Here is a 16,394-nt window from a genome sequence, read left to right as displayed (position 1 = left end):
AATGAGCCGCCCGCATCCCGAGCTGTCCGCCCCCGGCCCGCTGCAGAAGAACGGGCTCCGGGTCACCCCGCTCGGCGGTCTCGGCGACGTCGGCCGCAACATGACCGTGTTCGAGTACGACGGACGGCTGCTGATCGTCGACTGCGGCGTGCTGTTCCCTGAGGACCACCACCCCGGCGTCGACCTGATCCTGCCCGACTTCGAGTCGATCCGGGATCGGCTCGACTCGGTCGAGGCGCTGGTGCTCACGCACGGCCACGAGGACCACATCGGCGCCACGCCGTACCTCCTCCGCGAGCGGCAGGACATCCCGCTGGTCGGCTCGAAGCTCACCCTGGCGCTGCTGATGTCGAAGCTGCGCGAGCACCGGCTCAAGGAGACCGCGCAGCACGTCGTCAAGGAGGGCGACAGCATCACGTTCGGGCCGTTCCAGCTCGAGTTCGTGGCGGTCAACCACTCGATCCCCGACGCGCTCGCCGTCGCGATCCGGACCGGCGCCGGGACGGTGCTGCACACGGGCGACTTCAAGATGGACCAGCTGCCGCTCGACGGCCGGATCACCGACCTGCGCGCGTTCGCCCGGCTCGGCGAGGAGGGCGTCGACCTGTTCATGGTCGACTCCACCAACGCCGAGGTGCCGGGCTTCACGACGTCCGAGAAGGACATCACCCCCGTCCTCGACCGGGTCTTCCACCAGGCCCGCGACCAGCGGATCATCGTGGCCTGCTTCGCCTCCCACGTGCACCGGGTGCAGCAGGTGATGGACACCGCCGTCGCGCACGGCCGCAAGGTGGCGTACGTCGGACGCTCGATGGTGCGCAACATGGGGGTGGCCCGCGACCTCGGCTACCTCAACGTCCCGCCCAACACCCTGGTGGACGCCAAGGAGCTCGCGAACTTCCCGCCGGAGCGGACGGTTCTCATCTCGACCGGCTCGCAGGGCGAGCCGCTGTCGGCGCTGTCGCGGATCGCCCAGCGCAACCACAACTTCGTGCACATCGAGGAGGGCGACACGGTCGTCCTCGCCTCGTCGCTGATCCCGGGCAACGAGAACGCCGTCTACCGCGTCATCAACGGACTGTCCCGGTGGGGCGCCAACGTCGTACACAAGGGCAACGCGCTCGTGCACGTCTCCGGCCATGCGTCGGCCGGGGAGCTGCTCTACTGCTACAACATCGTCCGGCCGCGCAACGTCATGCCGGTGCACGGCGAGATCCGGCACCTCCGTGCCAACGCCGAGCTGGCCCGCGCGACCGGCGTGCATTCGAAGGGCATCGTGATCGCCGAGGACGGTGTGGTCGTCGACCTCGTCGACGGCAAGGTGCGGATCGCCGGCAAGGTCGACTGCGGCTACGTGTTCGTCGACGGCTCGTCCGTCGGCGACATCAGCGAGACGCTGCTCAAGGACCGTCGCATCCTCGGCGAGGAGGGGTTCATCTCGGTCATCGTCGTCGTCGACTCGGTGAGCGGGAAGGTCTCCGGCGGCCCCGAGATCCATGCTCGGGGGTTCGCGGAGGACGACTCGGTCTTCGAGGACATCAAGCAGCCGGTGATCGACGCGATCAACGCCGCGCTGCAGGAGGGCGTCGACGACACCTACCAGCTGCAACAGACGATCCGCCGCGTGATCGGCCGTTGGGTGTCCAACCGGCACCGTCGCCGGCCGATGATCATCCCGGTCGTCGTCGAGGCCTAGTCAGGCACCCTGCGCGGTCCGCCGGCCCTTGCCGCGGTACATGTCGAGGTCCGCGACCTCCAGCAGGTCCGTGGCCGTGGTCCGGTCGTCGGTGGTGCCGACGCCGACCGTCGCGGTCAGCCGGACGCAGCCGTGCGGGGTCGACACCGTCACCGCCGCGATCGCCTCCCGCAGGCGCCCGGCGAGAGCGGAGCCCCCGGCCTCGTCCGTGCCGCGCGCCAGCACCACGAACTCGTCGCCGCCGAGGCGGACCACGATGTCGTCGGCACGGGCGACGCGACGGATCGCGTCGGCGACGCCGCGGAGCACCTCGTCTCCGAGAAGGTGTCCGTAGCGGTCGTTGACCGTCTTGAACTCGTCGAGGTCGACGACGAGCAGGCTCCACGGCCCGTCCTCGTGCCGGCTGCGGCCCAGTGCGGCGTCGAGGGCACGCCGGTTGCCGACGCCGGTCAGCGGGTCCTCCAGTGCGCGGCGCTCGGCCACGGCGGTGTCCCGCCTCAGGCCCTCGACGGCGAGCGCGGCCCGGGCTCCTTGCAGGGTGCTGAGCCGCTGCTGCCAGAGGACGCGGGACAGCAGCCGTGCGTAGGCGTGCCCCGAGGCCGCGCCCGGCAGCCCCGCCTGGTGCTCCATCTCGACCAGCAGCCAGCGCACGGTGGCCGCGACGTGCCAGTCGCCGGCCGCGGCCGACAGCTCCGCGGCCTGTCGGGCCACGTCGAGGGCCTCGTCGTGCCGGCCGGTGCGCCACAGGGCCCGGGCCAGGGAGCTGCCGACCACGGCCCGACCGCCCTGGTGGTCGTTGTGGTCGGGGCTCTCGTAGGCCGCCCGGAGGTCGGCGACGGACGCCTCGGCCTGCGCCCGCGGACGGGAGCAGAGCGCGAGCGCCCCGGCGACCGCGGCCAGGCCGGCGGCACCCACCCGCTGGGCCTCGGCGAGGGCCGCCGACGCGATGTCGTGTCCGGCCGCGCGCAGCTCGTCGGCCTCGTCCTCCGCCGAGTCGTGGGGGAGGGCCCGCTCGAGCTCGTCGGCCCAGCGGACGTGCAGCTCGGCCAGGTTCAGCAGGTCGATCGCGCGGGCCTCGTTGAGCGGGATCGGACTCGCGTCGAGGTCGACGGCGGCCTCGAAGTGCGGCCGGGCGAGCTCGTACAGCCGGAGCTCCAGGTATCCATAGCCCAGTCCGGTGTGCGCCCAGCACGCCAGCGCGTCGTCCTCGATGCCGAGCAGGGCGGCCTCGGCCCGGGCGAGGTCCAGCAGCGCGGGCTCGACCCGGTCGGCGCGGAGGTGGGCCATCGCCCTGATCGACAACGCGTTGGACTGCCAGCCGTGGTCGTCCGCCCCGCGCGCGATGTCGAGGCAGCGGTCGGCGGCCAGCGCCTGCGCCTCGTAGTCGCCGTCGGCGTGGTGGGCCACCGCGAGGGCGTACCACAGCGCGGCGCGCTCGGCCGCCGAAGCGCTCCCGGCGTCGCGCAGCGTCGCGTGCGCCAGCCCCAGGGCGCCCTCGACGTCGCCGTCCTGGGCGAGCGTCATGACCTGGGCGGCCGCGTGGGAGAGCACGGGTCGATTGTCCCGGGTCGTCGGTCCGCGCACCGGGATTCCCCGAAGTCGGTCAAAACGGACAGGATCCGGTTCAGGACCCGCGGGCGTCGGACGTCGGCTCCAGCTGGGTCCACCCCGACCAGCCGCGCTCCTCCAGCAGCTCCAGGAGCCGCCGGGCCGCGGGCACCGAGTCGATGAAGATCGAGTCGATGAGCTCGGCGAAGTCGGCCGCGAGGACGTCCTCGGGGTCGTAGTCGTCCCAGTCGTCGGCGTTGGAGATGGCGGCCGCCAGCCAGTCGGCCAGCTCGGGAAGCCGCGGGTCGTCGGGCTGCCAGTCGATCATCTCGTAGAGCCGCCGGTAGAGCTCGACGACCTCAGGGTTCTCGATCTGCTTCCGCTTGAGGCTCATCCATCTCGCCATCCGCTCGGGCGAGTGTGCCGCGATCAGGATCCAGGCGTCCCGCTCGCCCTCGACGACGCGTTCCGGCACGCCGAGCTCGCGCAGCCGGTCCAGGTAGGCGACGGCCTCGGGCGGCAGTGCCAGGCTGTCGCCCGCCGCCAGCCGGAAGATCCGCTCCCGGTGTCGCTCCCGCTGCCGGATCTCGGCACGGAGTCGCCTGTCGATCTCGCCGACGGCGGACGCGAACTCCTCCTCGTCCGCCACCATCAGCTGCCCCACCCGCGAGAGCGGCACGCCGGCCTCGGCGAGCGTGCGGATCTTGATCAGGTCGACCACGGCCTTCGCGTCGTACCGCCGGTAGCCGGACGCGTCGCGCTCCGGCTCCGCCAGCAGGCCCTTGGCGTGGTAGTGGCGCACCGCACGGACCGTGACGCCGGCGTGCGCTGCCAGCTGACCGATGGTGAGCATGAGGCCAGTGTCCCCCTACTTCGTCGGGACCTTCGTGTACAGCCGTCGCGACCACAGGTAGCCGGCCACGGCGATCAGTGCCGCCCAGCCGATCGCCAGCCACAGGTCCGACCCGGCGCTCTGCCCGGCGGTCAGCGCCCGGAGACTGTCGATCATCGGCGTGAACGGCTGGTACTCCGCGAAGTGCCGCAGACCCCACGGCATCGCGTCGGTGGGCACGAACGCGCTGCTCAGGAACGGCAGCATCACCAGGAAGAGCGGCGTGTTGCTCGCGGTCTCCACGCTGTCGGCGGCCAGCCCCATGCCGACGGTCAGCCAGGTCAGGGCGAACGCCATCAGGACCAGCAGCGCGAGCGCGAGCAGCCAGTGCCCCACCCCGGCGTCGGACCGGTAGCCGAGCAGCACCGCGAACGCGAGCGTCACGACCACGGCGAACACGGTCTTGACCACCGCGCCGAGCACGTGACCGGTGAGCACCGACACCTTCGCGATGTCCATGGTCCGGAAGCGGGCGATGATCCCGCCGGTCATGTCCAACGCCACCTCGACCGCCGTGCCCAGCGCCACGCTGGCGACGGCCATGACCAGGATGCCGGGGGTGATGAACACCAGGTAGTCGCCGCGGTCGCCGACACCGGCAGCTCCGGGCAACCCGGCACCCAGCGTCCCTCCGAAGACGTAGACGAACAACAGCAGGAACAGGATCGGCTGGGCGACGAGCATGATCGCCAGCGAGGGGTAACGCAGCCAGTGCAGCAGGTTGCGGCGCAACATCGTGGCCGAGTCGCGGACCACGTAGCTCGTTGCCGGACGGGCCATCGTCTGGGTGCTCATCGCACTGCCTCCATCTCGTTCTCGTCCTCGGACGATCCCCGGGGCTCTGCCGGGTGGCCGGTGAGCGCCAGGAACACGTCGTCCAGGTCGGCGCTCTGCACGGTCACCCCGGCGACCGCGTCGTCGTCCAGCCGGTCCAGCAGCCGGCGCAGGGAGGCCACCCCCTCGTTCGCCATCCGCAGGGTCAGTGACTCGACGTCGGCGGTCGCCTCCGGGAGCACGGCGGCCAGCTCGGCCAGCCGAGCCGCATCCTTGAGCTGCACCTCCACACGCCCGCCCGGCACCCTGCTCTTCAGCTGGGCGGGCGTGCCCTCGGCGACGAGGACGCCGCCGTCGAGCACCCCCACCCGGTGGGCGAGCTGGTCGGCCTCGTCGAGGTACTGCGTGGTCAGCAGCACGGTCACGCCGTCGGCGACCTGCTCCCGGACGATCTGCCACAGCTCCCGGCGACTGCGCGGGTCCAGCCCCGTGGTCGGCTCGTCGAGGAAGATCAGCCGTGGTGAGCCGATCATGGTCATCGCCAGGTCCAGGCGGCGCTTCATCCCGCCCGAGTACGTCTGGGCCCGGCGGCCCGCCGCGTCCGCGAGCTCGAACCGCTCGAGCAGCTCGCCGATGACCTTCCGCGCGCGAGCGCGGTCGAGGTGGTTCAGGTCGGCCATCAGCTGCAGGTTCTCCCGGCCGGTGTGGAACTCGTCGATCGCCGAGAACTGCCCGGTCACTCCGATGGACCGGCGCACCTGGTCGGCTTCGGTCCGCACGTCGTACCCGGCGACCCGGATCTCCCCGGCGTCGGGGGTGAGCAGTGTGGAGCAGATGTTGACCGCCGTGGTCTTGCCGGCCCCGTTGGGTCCCAGGAGGGCGTAGACGCTCCCCTCCGGCACCTCGAGGTCGACGCCCTTGAGCACCTCGTTGTCGCCGTAGCTCTTGTGGAGCCCGGCCACCGATATCGCTGTGTTCGTCCTCATGCAGATCATGGTCGAGGGTTGACGCTGCGTCAGGGTCAAGCCTCGCTTCTCCGCGAGTTCCGGCAGGGTCCGGCGGGGCCTTGCCTCCGGGCGAGGGCGGGCCGCAGGGTGGTCCTATGAACCCCGACGAGCCGACCACCGCGGATCGCCCTGGAGGCGACGACAGCGGCGAGGACTACTCCTACGACCTGGCTCACGAGGTGCCGGAGTCGGCGCCCCGGGCACCCGCCGCCCAACCGGGGCACCGCTCGGGCGACGCCGAGCAGGATCCGCCGGTCGACCCGCACGGGGACTACTCCTACGACCTCGCCCACGAGGTGCCGCGCCACGGCGGCTGACGGATCCCGGACGACTACTTGCCGGGCACGACCTTCTTGACGACCTTCTCGGCCGCGTCGACTGCGGTGTCCACGACGTCGTCGACCTTCTTCTCGGCGACGTTGGAGGCGACCTTCTCGATGGCGCCACCGCCCACGTCCTCGACGAGCTCCGGAAGCGTCGCGCCGCCTTCGGGGTACAGGTCGAGACGGCTGGTCGCCTCCGCGAAGCGGAGGTAGGTGTCGACGCTCGAGATCACGATCCGGGCGTCCACGGTCAGCAGCTCGATCCCCACCACCGACACCCGCACGTAGGCGTCGATCACGACGCCCTTGTCGAGGATCACCTCGACCACGTCGGCCAGGCCGCTGGGCGCGGGCCGCTCGAGGTAGCCGCCGGACGGGCCGGTCATCGGCGGGCCCGGGTGGCGCTGGTCCGGTCGGTACGACGCAAGGGGGTCACCGGCCCTCCGTACCCGCCCAGGCCGCGTCGAAACGGCCAAGACCGCGGTTGTCGAGCCGGAGGGAACACGCGGCGTGTGAAGCATGTGACGGGAGTGACGATCACCTAGATTGTCACCATGGCGACCCGTACGTCTTCCCCGCCGGCGTCGTCGAAGAGCGGCACGTCTCGTTCCGCCTCTTCGAAGACCCGGTCGTCCGGTAGCCGGTCCCGGAGCAAGTCCGCGTCCAAGAGACGGTCGAAGTCGACCCGTCCCGCGCCGCGGGCGGTACGCAACGGCACCGGTCCCATTGCGCTGTTCTTCGGAGCCGTCGGTCGCGGCGTCGCGGGTTTCTGGCTGGGCGCGGCGCACGTGCTCGGGGCCGGCGTGCGCAAGGTCGGCCACACCGCCCGCGAGCTCGAGCCCGAGCACCGGCGCGACGGAGCGGGCCTGTTCCTGATCGGCCTGGCCGTGGTCGTCGCCGCCGCCGTCTGGTGGCAGCTGCCCGGGGGGGTCGGGGACTTCACCCGCACGGTCGTGAACGGGTCGGTCGGACTCGTCGGCTGGTTCGTGCCGCTGCTGCTCTGCTTCGTCGCCTGGCGCAACCTGCGCGACCCGGAGGCAAACGGTCCGATGGGTCGTCAGGTGATCGGCTGGGCCGCCCTCCTCTTCGGCGTCCTCGGGCTGATCCACATCGGCAACGGGATGCCGGAGCCGGCCCGCGGCGACATCGCGGCCCTCCAGCAGGCCGGCGGTGCGATCGGCTTCGTGATCGCCTCGCTCTTCGTCGACCTGCTCCGCAGCACGCTGGTCGTGATCCCGCTGCTCACGCTGCTCGCGATGTTCGGCGTCCTCGTGATCACCGCGACCCCGCTCTACCAGGTGCCCGCCCGGATCGCCGAGCTCCGCGACCGGATGCTCGGGCGCACGCCGACCCCCGACGGGGAGGCCTCGCCGACCGAGGACACCGCGCCGATCAAGCGCGGTCGGACCCGCCGGCGCGTGGGCGCCATGGCCGAGGACGACATCGACCCCGAGCTCGGGGACGCGCCGTACGACACCCCGGTCCTCGAGGAGCGCGCCCTCCTCGGCCGCAGGAAGAAGAAGGCCGCCCCGGACGCGACCGTCGAGGCGCCCGCCGACGAGGCCGACGAGAAGGTCGAGGCTCCGCCGCACACCCCGCTGCCGGCGCGCGTCGAGCAGCTCTCGCTGTCCGGTGACATCGCCTACGCCCTGCCGGCCAACGACGTGCTCAAGCCGGGCAGCCCGCACAAGGCGCGCTCGAAGGCCTCCGACGACGTGGTCGGCCGGCTCACCGAGGTGCTCGAGCAGTTCGACATCGACGCGCAGGTGACCGGCTACATGCGCGGCCCGACCGTCACGCGCTACGAGGTGGAGCTCGGCCCGGCCGTGAAGGTCGAGAAGGTCACCGCCCTCGGCAAGAACATCGCCTACGCCGTCGCGTCAGCCGACGTGCGGATCCTGTCGCCGATCCCCGGCAAGTCGGCCATCGGGATCGAGATCCCCAACAGCGACAAGGAGATCGTCTCCCTCGGTGACGTGCTGCGCTCGCCGATCGCGCGCAACGACCACCACCCGATGATCGTCGGGCTGGGCAAGGACGTGGAGGGCGGCTTCGTCGTCGCCAATCTCGCGAAGATGCCGCACCTGCTGGTCGCGGGAGCGACCGGTTCCGGCAAGTCCAGCTTCGTGAACTCGATGATCACCTCGCTGCTGATGCGCTCGACGCCTGACGAGGTGCGGATGATCCTCGTCGACCCGAAGCGTGTGGAGCTCAACATCTACGAGGGTGTCCCGCACCTGATCACGCCGATCATCACCAGCCCGAAGAAGGCCGCGGAGGCCCTCCAGTGGGTCGTGCGCGAGATGGACATGCGCTACGACGACCTGGCGGCGTTCGGGTTCCGGCACGTCGACGACTTCAACAAGGCGGTGCGCGCCGGCAAGGTGCAGCTGCCTGCGGGCAGCGAGCGGGTGCTCGCGCCGTACCCCTATCTCCTCGTCGTCGTCGACGAGCTGGCCGACCTGATGATGGTCGCGCCGCGCGACGTGGAGGACGCCGTCGTGCGGATCACCCAGCTGGCCCGTGCCGCCGGCATCCACCTGGTGCTCGCCACGCAGCGGCCGTCGGTCGACGTGGTCACCGGGCTGATCAAGGCCAACGTGCCGTCGCGGCTCGCGTTCGCGACGTCGTCGCTGGCCGACAGTCGGGTGATCCTCGACCAGCCGGGCGCGGAGAAGCTGGTCGGCCAGGGTGACGGGCTGTTCCTTCCGATGGGCGCTGGCAAGGCGGTCCGTGTGCAGGGCTCGTGGGTCACCGAGGCGGAGATCCACCACGTGGTCAAGCACTGCAAGGGCCAGCTGCAACCGACCTACCGCGAGGACGTCACCGCACCCGCGCAGTCCAAGCGTGAGCTCGACGACGACATCGGTGACGACCTGGACCTGGTGGTCCAGGCCGTCGAGCTCGTCGTCTCCACCCAGTTCGGCTCGACCTCGATGCTGCAGCGCAAGCTGCGCGTCGGCTTCGCGAAGGCCGGGCGCCTGATGGACATCTTGGAGAGCCGCGGCGTCGTCGGCCCCAGCGAGGGATCCAAGGCACGCGACGTGCTGATCAAGCCGGACGACCTCGATGACGTGATCGCCACCCTGCAGGGTGAGCAGTGAGGGGCAACCTGTGAGCGCCATGTACGACGAAGGCCGGCGCGCGGCCGACGACACCTCCGACCCGACCGGCGACGACCGCACCAGGGCGACGCCGGCCGAGCTGGCCGGCGCCCCGGTCGTGGTGCGCCGCAACGCCGCCTTCGCGGCGGCGATCGGGGCCGCCGCCTCGGCCATCGCGATCGCCTATCTGTGGCGCGCGATCCAGAGCGGTGCCGCCCTCGACTGGGCGCTGTGCGTGGTGATCACGCTGGTCGCGGGGTTCCACCTGAAGGGCCTGCTCGACGCACGCACCCCGCTCGCGGTCGCCGACGAGCTCGGCGTGCGGATCCGGCTCGGCGCCCAGTGGCGCGGTCTGCCGTGGGACGCCGTCGCCGCCGTCGAGGTGCTGCCTCGCCGCGGGCTGCTGCGCGACGGGCGGCTGGTGTTCCGGCCGCACAGCCTGGAGCGTGCGCTCGACGGTCTCGAGACCCCGGGACGGCGCGCGGCCGCCCTGAACCAGAAGCTGTACGGCGCCCCGCTCGCGGTGCCGATGGGCCTCACCACCCGCACCTCCGCCCCGCGCGCGGCCCTGGCCGACGAGCTGGCCGCTCTGGTGCGCGGCCGGACGACCGTCGAGGTTCTGCTGCCCGAGCCTCCCGAGCCTCTCGGGCTGCCCGAGCCGCCGGTGGACGAGACGCCGGCCGTCGACGTCGAGCCGGCGGGCGTCGAGAGCCCCCCGGTCGGTTCGGCCACCGAGACCCTCGACGTCACGGAGTCCGAGACCGCCCCGGCATCCGCCGCGGAGCAGCACGAGGATGAGCAGGACGTCGCGTCCGGGAGCGCGACGCGCGCCCCCCGGCGCAGCCTGGTGGGTGGTCTGGGAACGATCGTCTCCCGGGTCGCCAAGGGGCGCGGCCACGACGTCGACGCCGGGCCGGTCGTCGTACCCGGGGACGCCGAGGACACCGAGGACACCGCGAAGGCCGTGGAGACCGAGGTGCCCGAGGAGCACGACTCCGCGGACCCGGCGTCCGCCGACGCCGGCCCGGCCGCCCTCGCGGTGCCGCTGCGGGACGCCCGGCGCGGACTCCGCTCCGAGGTCAGGCGCGACGTGCCGGCGACCACGCTCGGGGCGGGCCGCTCGCAGGAGACCGGCGCCGGCGCGCCGGAGGGGCGCGAGCTGCGCCGTCCCGGCAGCGTCAACCTGGTGTTCGAGTCCGTGGACACCGCAACCGTCCGCCCGATCGCCCAGCTCGCCGACCCGGTCGAGCCGCTGGTCATCGACGACCTCGCCGCCGAGCCCGCCCCGGACCCGGTGATCGGCCCCCAGCTGGCCGCCGCCCGCACCCGGACCGGCCTGAGTGTCGACGAGCTGGCCGAGCGCACCCGGATCCGCCCGCACGTCATCGAGTCCATCGAGGTCGACGACTTCGCGCCCTGCGGCGGCGACTTCTACGCACGCGGGCACCTGCGCACCCTGGCGCGGGTGCTCGGTCAGGACCCGGTCCCGCTGCTGGAGAAGTTCGACAACCGCTATGCGACCGCGCCGATCAACGCCCGTCGCGTGTTCGAGGCCGAGCTCGCCACCGGCATGAACGGCAGCATCCGCAGCACGGTCGGCGGGCCCAACTGGGCGCTGCTCGTCGGGCTGGTGCTGAGCCTGGTGCTCGTCTGGGGCGTGGTCAGGCTCTTCGCCACCGAGACCCCCAACCCCGACGACGCCCTGCTCCCGACGCCCGCCCCCGCGCTGAACGGGTCCGCCGGCGTCGACCAGGAGTTCCCGCAGGCCGCGGGAGCGGCCAGGGCGACCGGCCCGCGGCTGCCGATCACGCTGGTCGCCACCCAGGCCGGCTCCCGGGTCGTGGTCCGGGGCGGCGACGGCAAGGTGGTCTACGCCGGTCCGATGGTGATCGGCGAGCGGAAGAGCCTCAAGGTGGACCCGCCGGTGCGCGTGCAGGCGCGCAACGCCGGCGCCATCGAGGTCCAGGTGAGGGGCAAGGACCGCGGCCCCGTCGGAGAGCTCGGCACCCCCGGTCGTCGTACGTTCCACCGGCCCGCCCGTTGAGAAGTGGGTGGTGAGGTGTTGAGACGCGCCCCCGGGGCGCGTCTCAACACCCCGTGAAGCGCGTCTCAACGGCTCGGTTCGCCCCGGAGCGGGGTGGGCGGTCATACTCGAACACGGTCATGACTACAGAACTCGCATCCGAACGCTCGAGCACGCCCGATTCGGCTGAACCGGTCACCGTCGCGCTGGTCACCCTCGGGTGCGCCCGCAACGAGGTCGACTCCGAGGAGCTGGCCGGCCGCCTGGAGCTCGGCGGGTTCCGCCTGGTCGACGACGCCGCCGACGCCCAGACCGTGGTCGTGAACACCTGTGGCTTCGTCGAGGCAGCCAAGAAGGACTCGGTGGACACGCTGCTCGAGGCCTCCGACCTCAAGGCCGGGGGTACGACGCAAGCGGTCGTCGCGGTGGGCTGCCTGGCCGAGCGCTACGGCAAGGACCTCGCCGAGTCGCTGCCCGAGGCCGACGCGGTGCTGGGCTTCGACGACTACCCCGACATCGCCGGCCGGCTGCGGTCCATCCTCGACGGGGAGCAGCAGCACCCGCACACGCCGCAGGACCGCCGCAGGCTGCTGCCGATCTCCCCGGCCGACCGCGACGCCGGCACGATCGTGGTGCCCGGGCACAGCATCGCCGCGCCCGACCTGCCCGCCGGAGCGGCGCCCGAGTCCGGTCCACGCGCCGTGCGCCGCCGCCTCGACGGCGGGCCGATGGCGCCGCTCAAGCTGGCCAGCGGCTGCGACCGGCGCTGCTCGTTCTGCGCCATCCCGTCGTTCCGCGGGTCGTTCGTGTCCCGCCGGCCGAGCGACGTGGTGGGCGAGGCCCGCTGGCTGGGGGAGCAGGGCGTCCGGGAGCTGTTCCTGGTCAGCGAGAACTCCACCTCCTACGGCAAGGACCTCGGCGACCTGAGGCTGCTCGAGACGCTGCTGCCCGAGCTGGCCGCCGTCGACGGTGTCGAGCGGGTGCGGGTGTCCTACCTGCAGCCGGCCGAGACCCGGCCCGGGCTGGTGTCCACGATCGCGGATACGCCCGGCGTCGCGCCGTACTTCGACCTGTCGTTTCAGCACGCGTCGGCCCGGGTACTCCGCAGGATGCGCCGGTTCGGCGACCCCGACAGCTTCCTCGGCCTGCTGGAACAGATCCGCGAGCGGGCCCCGCTGGCGGGCATCCGCTCCAACGTGATCGTCGGGTTCCCCGGGGAGACGGAGGACGACCTGCAGACCTTGTGCGACTTCCTCGAAGCCGGCCGCCTCGACGTGGTCGGCGTCTTCGGCTACTCAGACGAGGACGGCACCGAGGCGGCGTCGTACGACGGCAAGCACGACGACGACGAGATCCGCGAGCGCACGGAGCACGTCACACGCCTCGTGGAGGAGCTGACCGCCCAGCGGGCCGAGGAACGCGTCGGCGAGGAGGTCGTGGTGCTGGTCGAGTCCGTAGACGGCGAGACCGCCGAGGGCCGGGCCGCCCACCAGGGGCCGGAGGTCGACGGGACCACAACCCTGACGGGGCTTGGTGCGCTCGCGGACCGGCCACGCACCGGGGACCTGGTGACCGCCGTGGTCACCGGCTGCGACGGGGTCGACCTGCTCGCCCGAGCCGAAGGACGTGCCGCATGAGCCAGACCGCCGCGCCGAGCACGGTGAGCAACTGGAACGTCCCCAACGCGCTCACGACGCTGCGCATCGTGCTGGTGCCGGTCTTCGCCTGGGCGCTGCTCCACGACGACGGCGACTCGGTCGGCTGGCGGATGGTGGCGTTCGGCATCTTCCTGGCGGCGATGATCACCGACAAGATCGACGGCGACATCGCCCGCAAGCACAACCTGATCACCAACTTCGGCAAGATCGCCGACCCGATCGCCGACAAGGCCCTGACCGGCATGGCCTTCGTCGGGCTGTCACTGATCGGCGAGCTGTGGTGGTGGGTCACGATCGTCGTGCTGCTCCGCGAGTGGAGCGTGACCCTGCTGCGGCTGTCGATCATGAAGCACGTGGTGCTGGCGGCCAACCGCAGCGGCAAGGTCAAGACCGTGCTGCAGACCGTGGCACTGTGCGGGTTCATCCTGCCGCTGCTGCTGCTCGAAGGCGCCCTCGAGGTGCCCGGACAGGTGCTCTGGTACGCCGCGGCCGTGACGATGGCGGCCGCCGTGGCCATGACGATCTGGTCGGGCTGGGAGTTCGTCCGCGACGCCCGGCACCAGCACCGAGAGGCGACCCGCCCCGCCGCCTGACCGCGGCTGGTCGCCAAGTCGTTACCTTTCGACCCTCGCCGGGACGGCCGCGCACGCATAAGGTGTGCCGGTCACCTATCTCGGGAGGAAACCCGTGGCGTCATCACGCGCTGTCACCGCCCTCACCCTGGGCGCCCTCGTCGCCGCCTCGCTGACCCTGGCGTCATCCGCCTCCGCGGTCCCGGCGAACGACTCGACGATCTTCATCAACGAGATCCACTACGACAACGACGGCGTTGATGCCGACGAGCTCGTCGAGATCGCGGGTCCCGCGGGGACCGACCTCACCGGCTGGAGCCTCGTGCTCTACAACGGCAGTGGAGGAGCCACCTACGGCACCCTGCCGCTGGCCGGGACGATCCCCGACCAGCAGGGTGGCTACGGCACGGTCCGGGTGAACGGTCCAGCCGCCGGGATCCAGAACGGCGCCCCAGACGGCGTCGCGCTGGTCGACGACGGCGCGCTCGTCCAGTTCTTGAGCTACGAAGGCAACTTCGCGGCAACCGCCGGACCGGCCGCCGGCCAGACCAGCACCGACATCGGTGTGGCCGAGGGTGGCACCTCTACCGTTGGCCACTCCCTGCAGCTCACCGGCACCGGCACGACGTACGGCGACTTCGACTGGTCCGCCCCGGCGGAGGCCACCCCGGGGGCACCGAACACCGGCCAGACCTTCGGCGAGGACGACGGCGAACCCGACCCCGACCCGAACCCGATCGGCGAGTGCGGCGACCCGGCCACGGCGATCCACGACATCCAGGGCACCGGCACCACGTTCGACCCCGCCTTCGGCGGCCCGCGGGTCATCGAGGGCGTCGTCACCTCCGCCATGCTCGGCGGTGTCTGGGTCCAGGAGGAGACCGCCGACCGCGACACCGACCCGGTGACCTCCGAGGGCATCTTCCTGTTCCTGGCCGGTCGTTCCGCGCCCGCGGAGGGCTCGGTCGTCCGCGTCGCCGGCACCGTCACCGAGTTCGGCGACAAGACCCAGCTCGCCACCGTGACCGCGCTCGCGGACTGCGGCGCTTCCGAGACCCCGATCGTGCCGACGGAGGTCACCTTCCCGGTGGACGAGCCGGGCGACCTCGAGCGCTTCGAGGGCATGCTCGTCGAGCTCACCGACGAGCTGGTGATCAGCGAGTACTTCGAGTACGACCGGTTCGGTGAGGTCGTGCTCGCCAAGCCCGTCCAGGGCGACCGGATCTGGACGCCCACCGCCGTCGCCGACCCCGGCGCGGCGGCCAACGCGCTGACGGCGGAGTACGCGCGCCGCACGATCACCGTCGACGACCGCTCCACGCAGCAGAACCCGTCCACCATCCCGCACCCGGGCAACGGCGAGCCGTTCAGCCTGGACAACCGGTTCCGCGGCGGTGACACGGTCACCGGCATCCAGGGCATCCTCGACCACGCCTTCGCCCGCTACCGGCTGCAGCCGACCGACTACGGCCAGTACGCCGTCCAGAACCCCCGCCCGACGACGGCCCCCGCCGTGGGCGGTGAGGTCCAGGTGGCGAGCTTCAACGTGCTCAACTACTTCCTGACCCTCGACCGGGACGGCAACAAGTGCGGACCGGGGCTCAACCAGGACTGCCGCGGGGCCAACGACGAGACCGAGCTGGCGCGGCAGCGCGCCAAGATCGTCGCCGCGCTGGCGAAGCTCGACGCGGACGTCGTCGGCCTGATGGAGATGGAGAACAGCACCGGTGTGGAGCCGGCCGCCGACCTGGTCGCCGGGTTGAACGAGCTGCGCGGAGCCGGCACCTACGACTACATCGACACGGGCGTGGTCGGCACCGACGCCATCCGCCTCGGCTTCCTCTACAAGCCCGGCGCCGTCAAGCCGGTCGGGGGGACCGCGGTCCTGGACTCCTCGGTGGACCCGCGCTTCGACGACACCCGTAACCGGCCGATGCTGACCCAGACCTTCGACACGGTGCCGTCGGACGAGGCGGCCACCGAGCGGTTCACGGTCTCGGTCAACCACCTCAAGTCCAAGGGCTCGGCGTGCACGGGCGACCCCGACACCGGCGACGGCCAGGGCAACTGCAACGAGACCCGCACCGCAGCGGCGGAGGCGATCGTCGACCACCTCGCCGGTGACCCGACCAACAGCGGCGACCCCGACCACCTGGTGATCGGCGACCTCAACTCCTACGACCACGAGGACCCGATCGCGGCGCTCGAGGGCGGTGGCTTCGCCGACCAGGTGAGGCGCTTCGGTGGCGAGCTCGCCTACGGCTACGTGTTCGACGGCCAGGCCGGCTACCTCGACCACGCGCTCGCCAACGGGTCCCTCGCCGCGCAGGTGACGGGCACGGCGGAGTGGCACATCAACGCCGACGAGCCGGACATCCTCGACTACGACACGTCGTTCAAGCCGGCCCCGATCGACGCGATCAACGCGCCGGACGCCTACCGGTCCTCCGACCACGACCCGGTCCTGGTCGGGCTCGACCTGGTCGGCTCCGAGCTGTCGGTCAAGGTCACGCCGAAGAGCATCGAGGCCGGTCGCACCCGGCCGGTCGTCGAGGTCGAGGTGCGGACCTCGGACGGCGAGCGGATCGACGACGGGCTGGTCAGCGTGTACGACGGCGAGCGGCTGCTCGGTGCTCTGGCGCCCGACAACGGCCGGGTCCGGATCCCGCTCGCGCCGTTCACGAAGCCCGGCACGGTCACGCTGACGGTGCGCTACTCGGGTGGTGGCTCCACCAGTGACGCCGAGGAGCAGGTCACCGTCGAGGTGCGGTCCTAGCCGGTAGATACCACCGACCGT

The 16,394-nt window shown here is 71.9% G+C and carries 11 protein-coding genes and 1 pseudogene; 7 read left to right on the top strand and 5 right to left on the bottom strand.

Features of this window, described 5'->3' with window-relative positions; translation table 11 throughout:
- The first annotated feature begins 1 nt into the window (after position 1).
- The gene (locus tag VFH10_RS12125) at positions 2-1,696 is read left to right on the top strand and encodes a ribonuclease J (protein WP_325128844.1); all 1,695 of its coding nucleotides are present in this window, start codon (positions 2-4) and stop codon (positions 1,694-1,696) included.
- Here VFH10_RS12125 and VFH10_RS12120 read toward each other — a convergent pair whose 3' ends face one another.
- From VFH10_RS12120 to VFH10_RS12105, 4 genes are all read right to left on the bottom strand, one after another.
- Positions 1,697-3,247 (bottom strand): GGDEF domain-containing protein, encoded by a 1,551-nt coding sequence (locus tag VFH10_RS12120; RefSeq protein ID WP_325128842.1) that lies wholly within the window; start codon positions 3,245-3,247, stop codon positions 1,697-1,699.
- A gap of 73 nt (positions 3,248-3,320) precedes the next feature.
- The gene (locus VFH10_RS12115) at positions 3,321-4,097 is read right to left on the bottom strand and encodes a MerR family transcriptional regulator (protein WP_325128840.1); all 777 of its coding nucleotides are present in this window, start codon (positions 4,095-4,097) and stop codon (positions 3,321-3,323) included.
- Between the two features lie 15 nt (positions 4,098-4,112).
- Complete coding sequence (locus VFH10_RS12110; RefSeq protein ID WP_325128838.1) at positions 4,113-4,931, bottom strand: ABC transporter permease; 819 nt, start codon at positions 4,929-4,931, stop codon at positions 4,113-4,115.
- Complete coding sequence (locus VFH10_RS12105; RefSeq protein ID WP_325128836.1) at positions 4,928-5,896, bottom strand: ATP-binding cassette domain-containing protein; 969 nt, start codon at positions 5,894-5,896, stop codon at positions 4,928-4,930. Before VFH10_RS12105 ends, VFH10_RS12110 begins: the two co-directional genes overlap by 4 nt.
- A 116-nt stretch (positions 5,897-6,012) precedes the next feature.
- Between VFH10_RS12105 and VFH10_RS12100 the strand changes: the two genes are divergently transcribed.
- Complete coding sequence (locus VFH10_RS12100; RefSeq protein ID WP_325128834.1) at positions 6,013-6,234, top strand: hypothetical protein; 222 nt, start codon at positions 6,013-6,015, stop codon at positions 6,232-6,234.
- Positions 6,235-6,431: 197 nt separating this feature from the next.
- Here VFH10_RS12100 and gvpJ read toward each other — a convergent pair.
- Positions 6,432-6,626: pseudogene (gene gvpJ, locus VFH10_RS18330) on the bottom strand (gas vesicle protein GvpJ); the annotation flags it as partial.
- Positions 6,627-6,794: 168 nt separating this feature from the next.
- Between gvpJ and VFH10_RS12090 the strand changes: the two are divergent.
- From VFH10_RS12090 to VFH10_RS12070, 5 genes are all read left to right on the top strand, one after another.
- Positions 6,795-9,344, top strand: a complete 2,550-nt coding sequence (locus VFH10_RS12090; RefSeq protein WP_325128829.1) for an FtsK/SpoIIIE family DNA translocase — start codon at positions 6,795-6,797, stop codon at positions 9,342-9,344.
- A gap of 19 nt (positions 9,345-9,363) precedes the next feature.
- Positions 9,364-11,388: a helix-turn-helix domain-containing protein gene (locus VFH10_RS12085; protein ID WP_325128880.1), complete on the top strand. Its 2,025-nt coding sequence runs from the start codon at positions 9,364-9,366 to the stop codon at positions 11,386-11,388.
- A 119-nt stretch (positions 11,389-11,507) separates the two neighbouring features.
- Positions 11,508-13,004: a 30S ribosomal protein S12 methylthiotransferase RimO gene (gene rimO, locus VFH10_RS12080; protein WP_325128827.1), complete on the top strand. Its 1,497-nt coding sequence runs from the start codon at positions 11,508-11,510 to the stop codon at positions 13,002-13,004.
- Positions 13,001-13,618, top strand: coding sequence for a CDP-diacylglycerol--glycerol-3-phosphate 3-phosphatidyltransferase (gene pgsA, locus VFH10_RS12075; protein WP_325128825.1), 618 nt, complete (start codon positions 13,001-13,003; stop codon positions 13,616-13,618). Before rimO ends, pgsA begins: the two co-directional genes overlap by 4 nt.
- Positions 13,619-13,712: 94 nt before the next feature.
- Positions 13,713-16,373 (top strand): ExeM/NucH family extracellular endonuclease, encoded by a 2,661-nt coding sequence (locus VFH10_RS12070; RefSeq protein ID WP_325128823.1) that lies wholly within the window; start codon positions 13,713-13,715, stop codon positions 16,371-16,373.
- Positions 16,374-16,394 lie beyond the last annotated feature (21 nt).

It is taken from the genome of Nocardioides sp. (assembly GCF_035697785.1).
Classification (GTDB): Bacteria; Actinomycetota; Actinomycetes; order Propionibacteriales; family Nocardioidaceae; genus Nocardioides_B.
Note: the sequence above shows the minus strand (reverse complement) of the source record. Positions and strands in the feature narration are given on the sequence as shown.

Coding starts and splice junctions, on each gene's coding strand:
- VFH10_RS12125 (WP_325128844.1), top strand. CDS start 2: ATGAGCCGCCCGCATCCCGAGCTGTCCGCCCCCGGCCCGCTGCAGAAG.
- rimO (WP_325128827.1), top strand. CDS start 11,508: ATGACTACAGAACTCGCATCCGAACGCTCGAGCACGCCCGATTCGGCT.
- VFH10_RS12085 (WP_325128880.1), top strand. CDS start 9,364: ATGTACGACGAAGGCCGGCGCGCGGCCGACGACACCTCCGACCCGACC.
- VFH10_RS12115 (WP_325128840.1), bottom strand. CDS start 4,097: ATGCTCACCATCGGTCAGCTGGCAGCGCACGCCGGCGTCACGGTCCGT.
- VFH10_RS12110 (WP_325128838.1), bottom strand. CDS start 4,931: ATGAGCACCCAGACGATGGCCCGTCCGGCAACGAGCTACGTGGTCCGC.
- pgsA (WP_325128825.1), top strand. CDS start 13,001: ATGAGCCAGACCGCCGCGCCGAGCACGGTGAGCAACTGGAACGTCCCC.
- VFH10_RS12100 (WP_325128834.1), top strand. CDS start 6,013: ATGAACCCCGACGAGCCGACCACCGCGGATCGCCCTGGAGGCGACGAC.
- VFH10_RS12105 (WP_325128836.1), bottom strand. CDS start 5,896: ATGAGGACGAACACAGCGATATCGGTGGCCGGGCTCCACAAGAGCTAC.
- VFH10_RS12090 (WP_325128829.1), top strand. CDS start 6,795: ATGGCGACCCGTACGTCTTCCCCGCCGGCGTCGTCGAAGAGCGGCACG.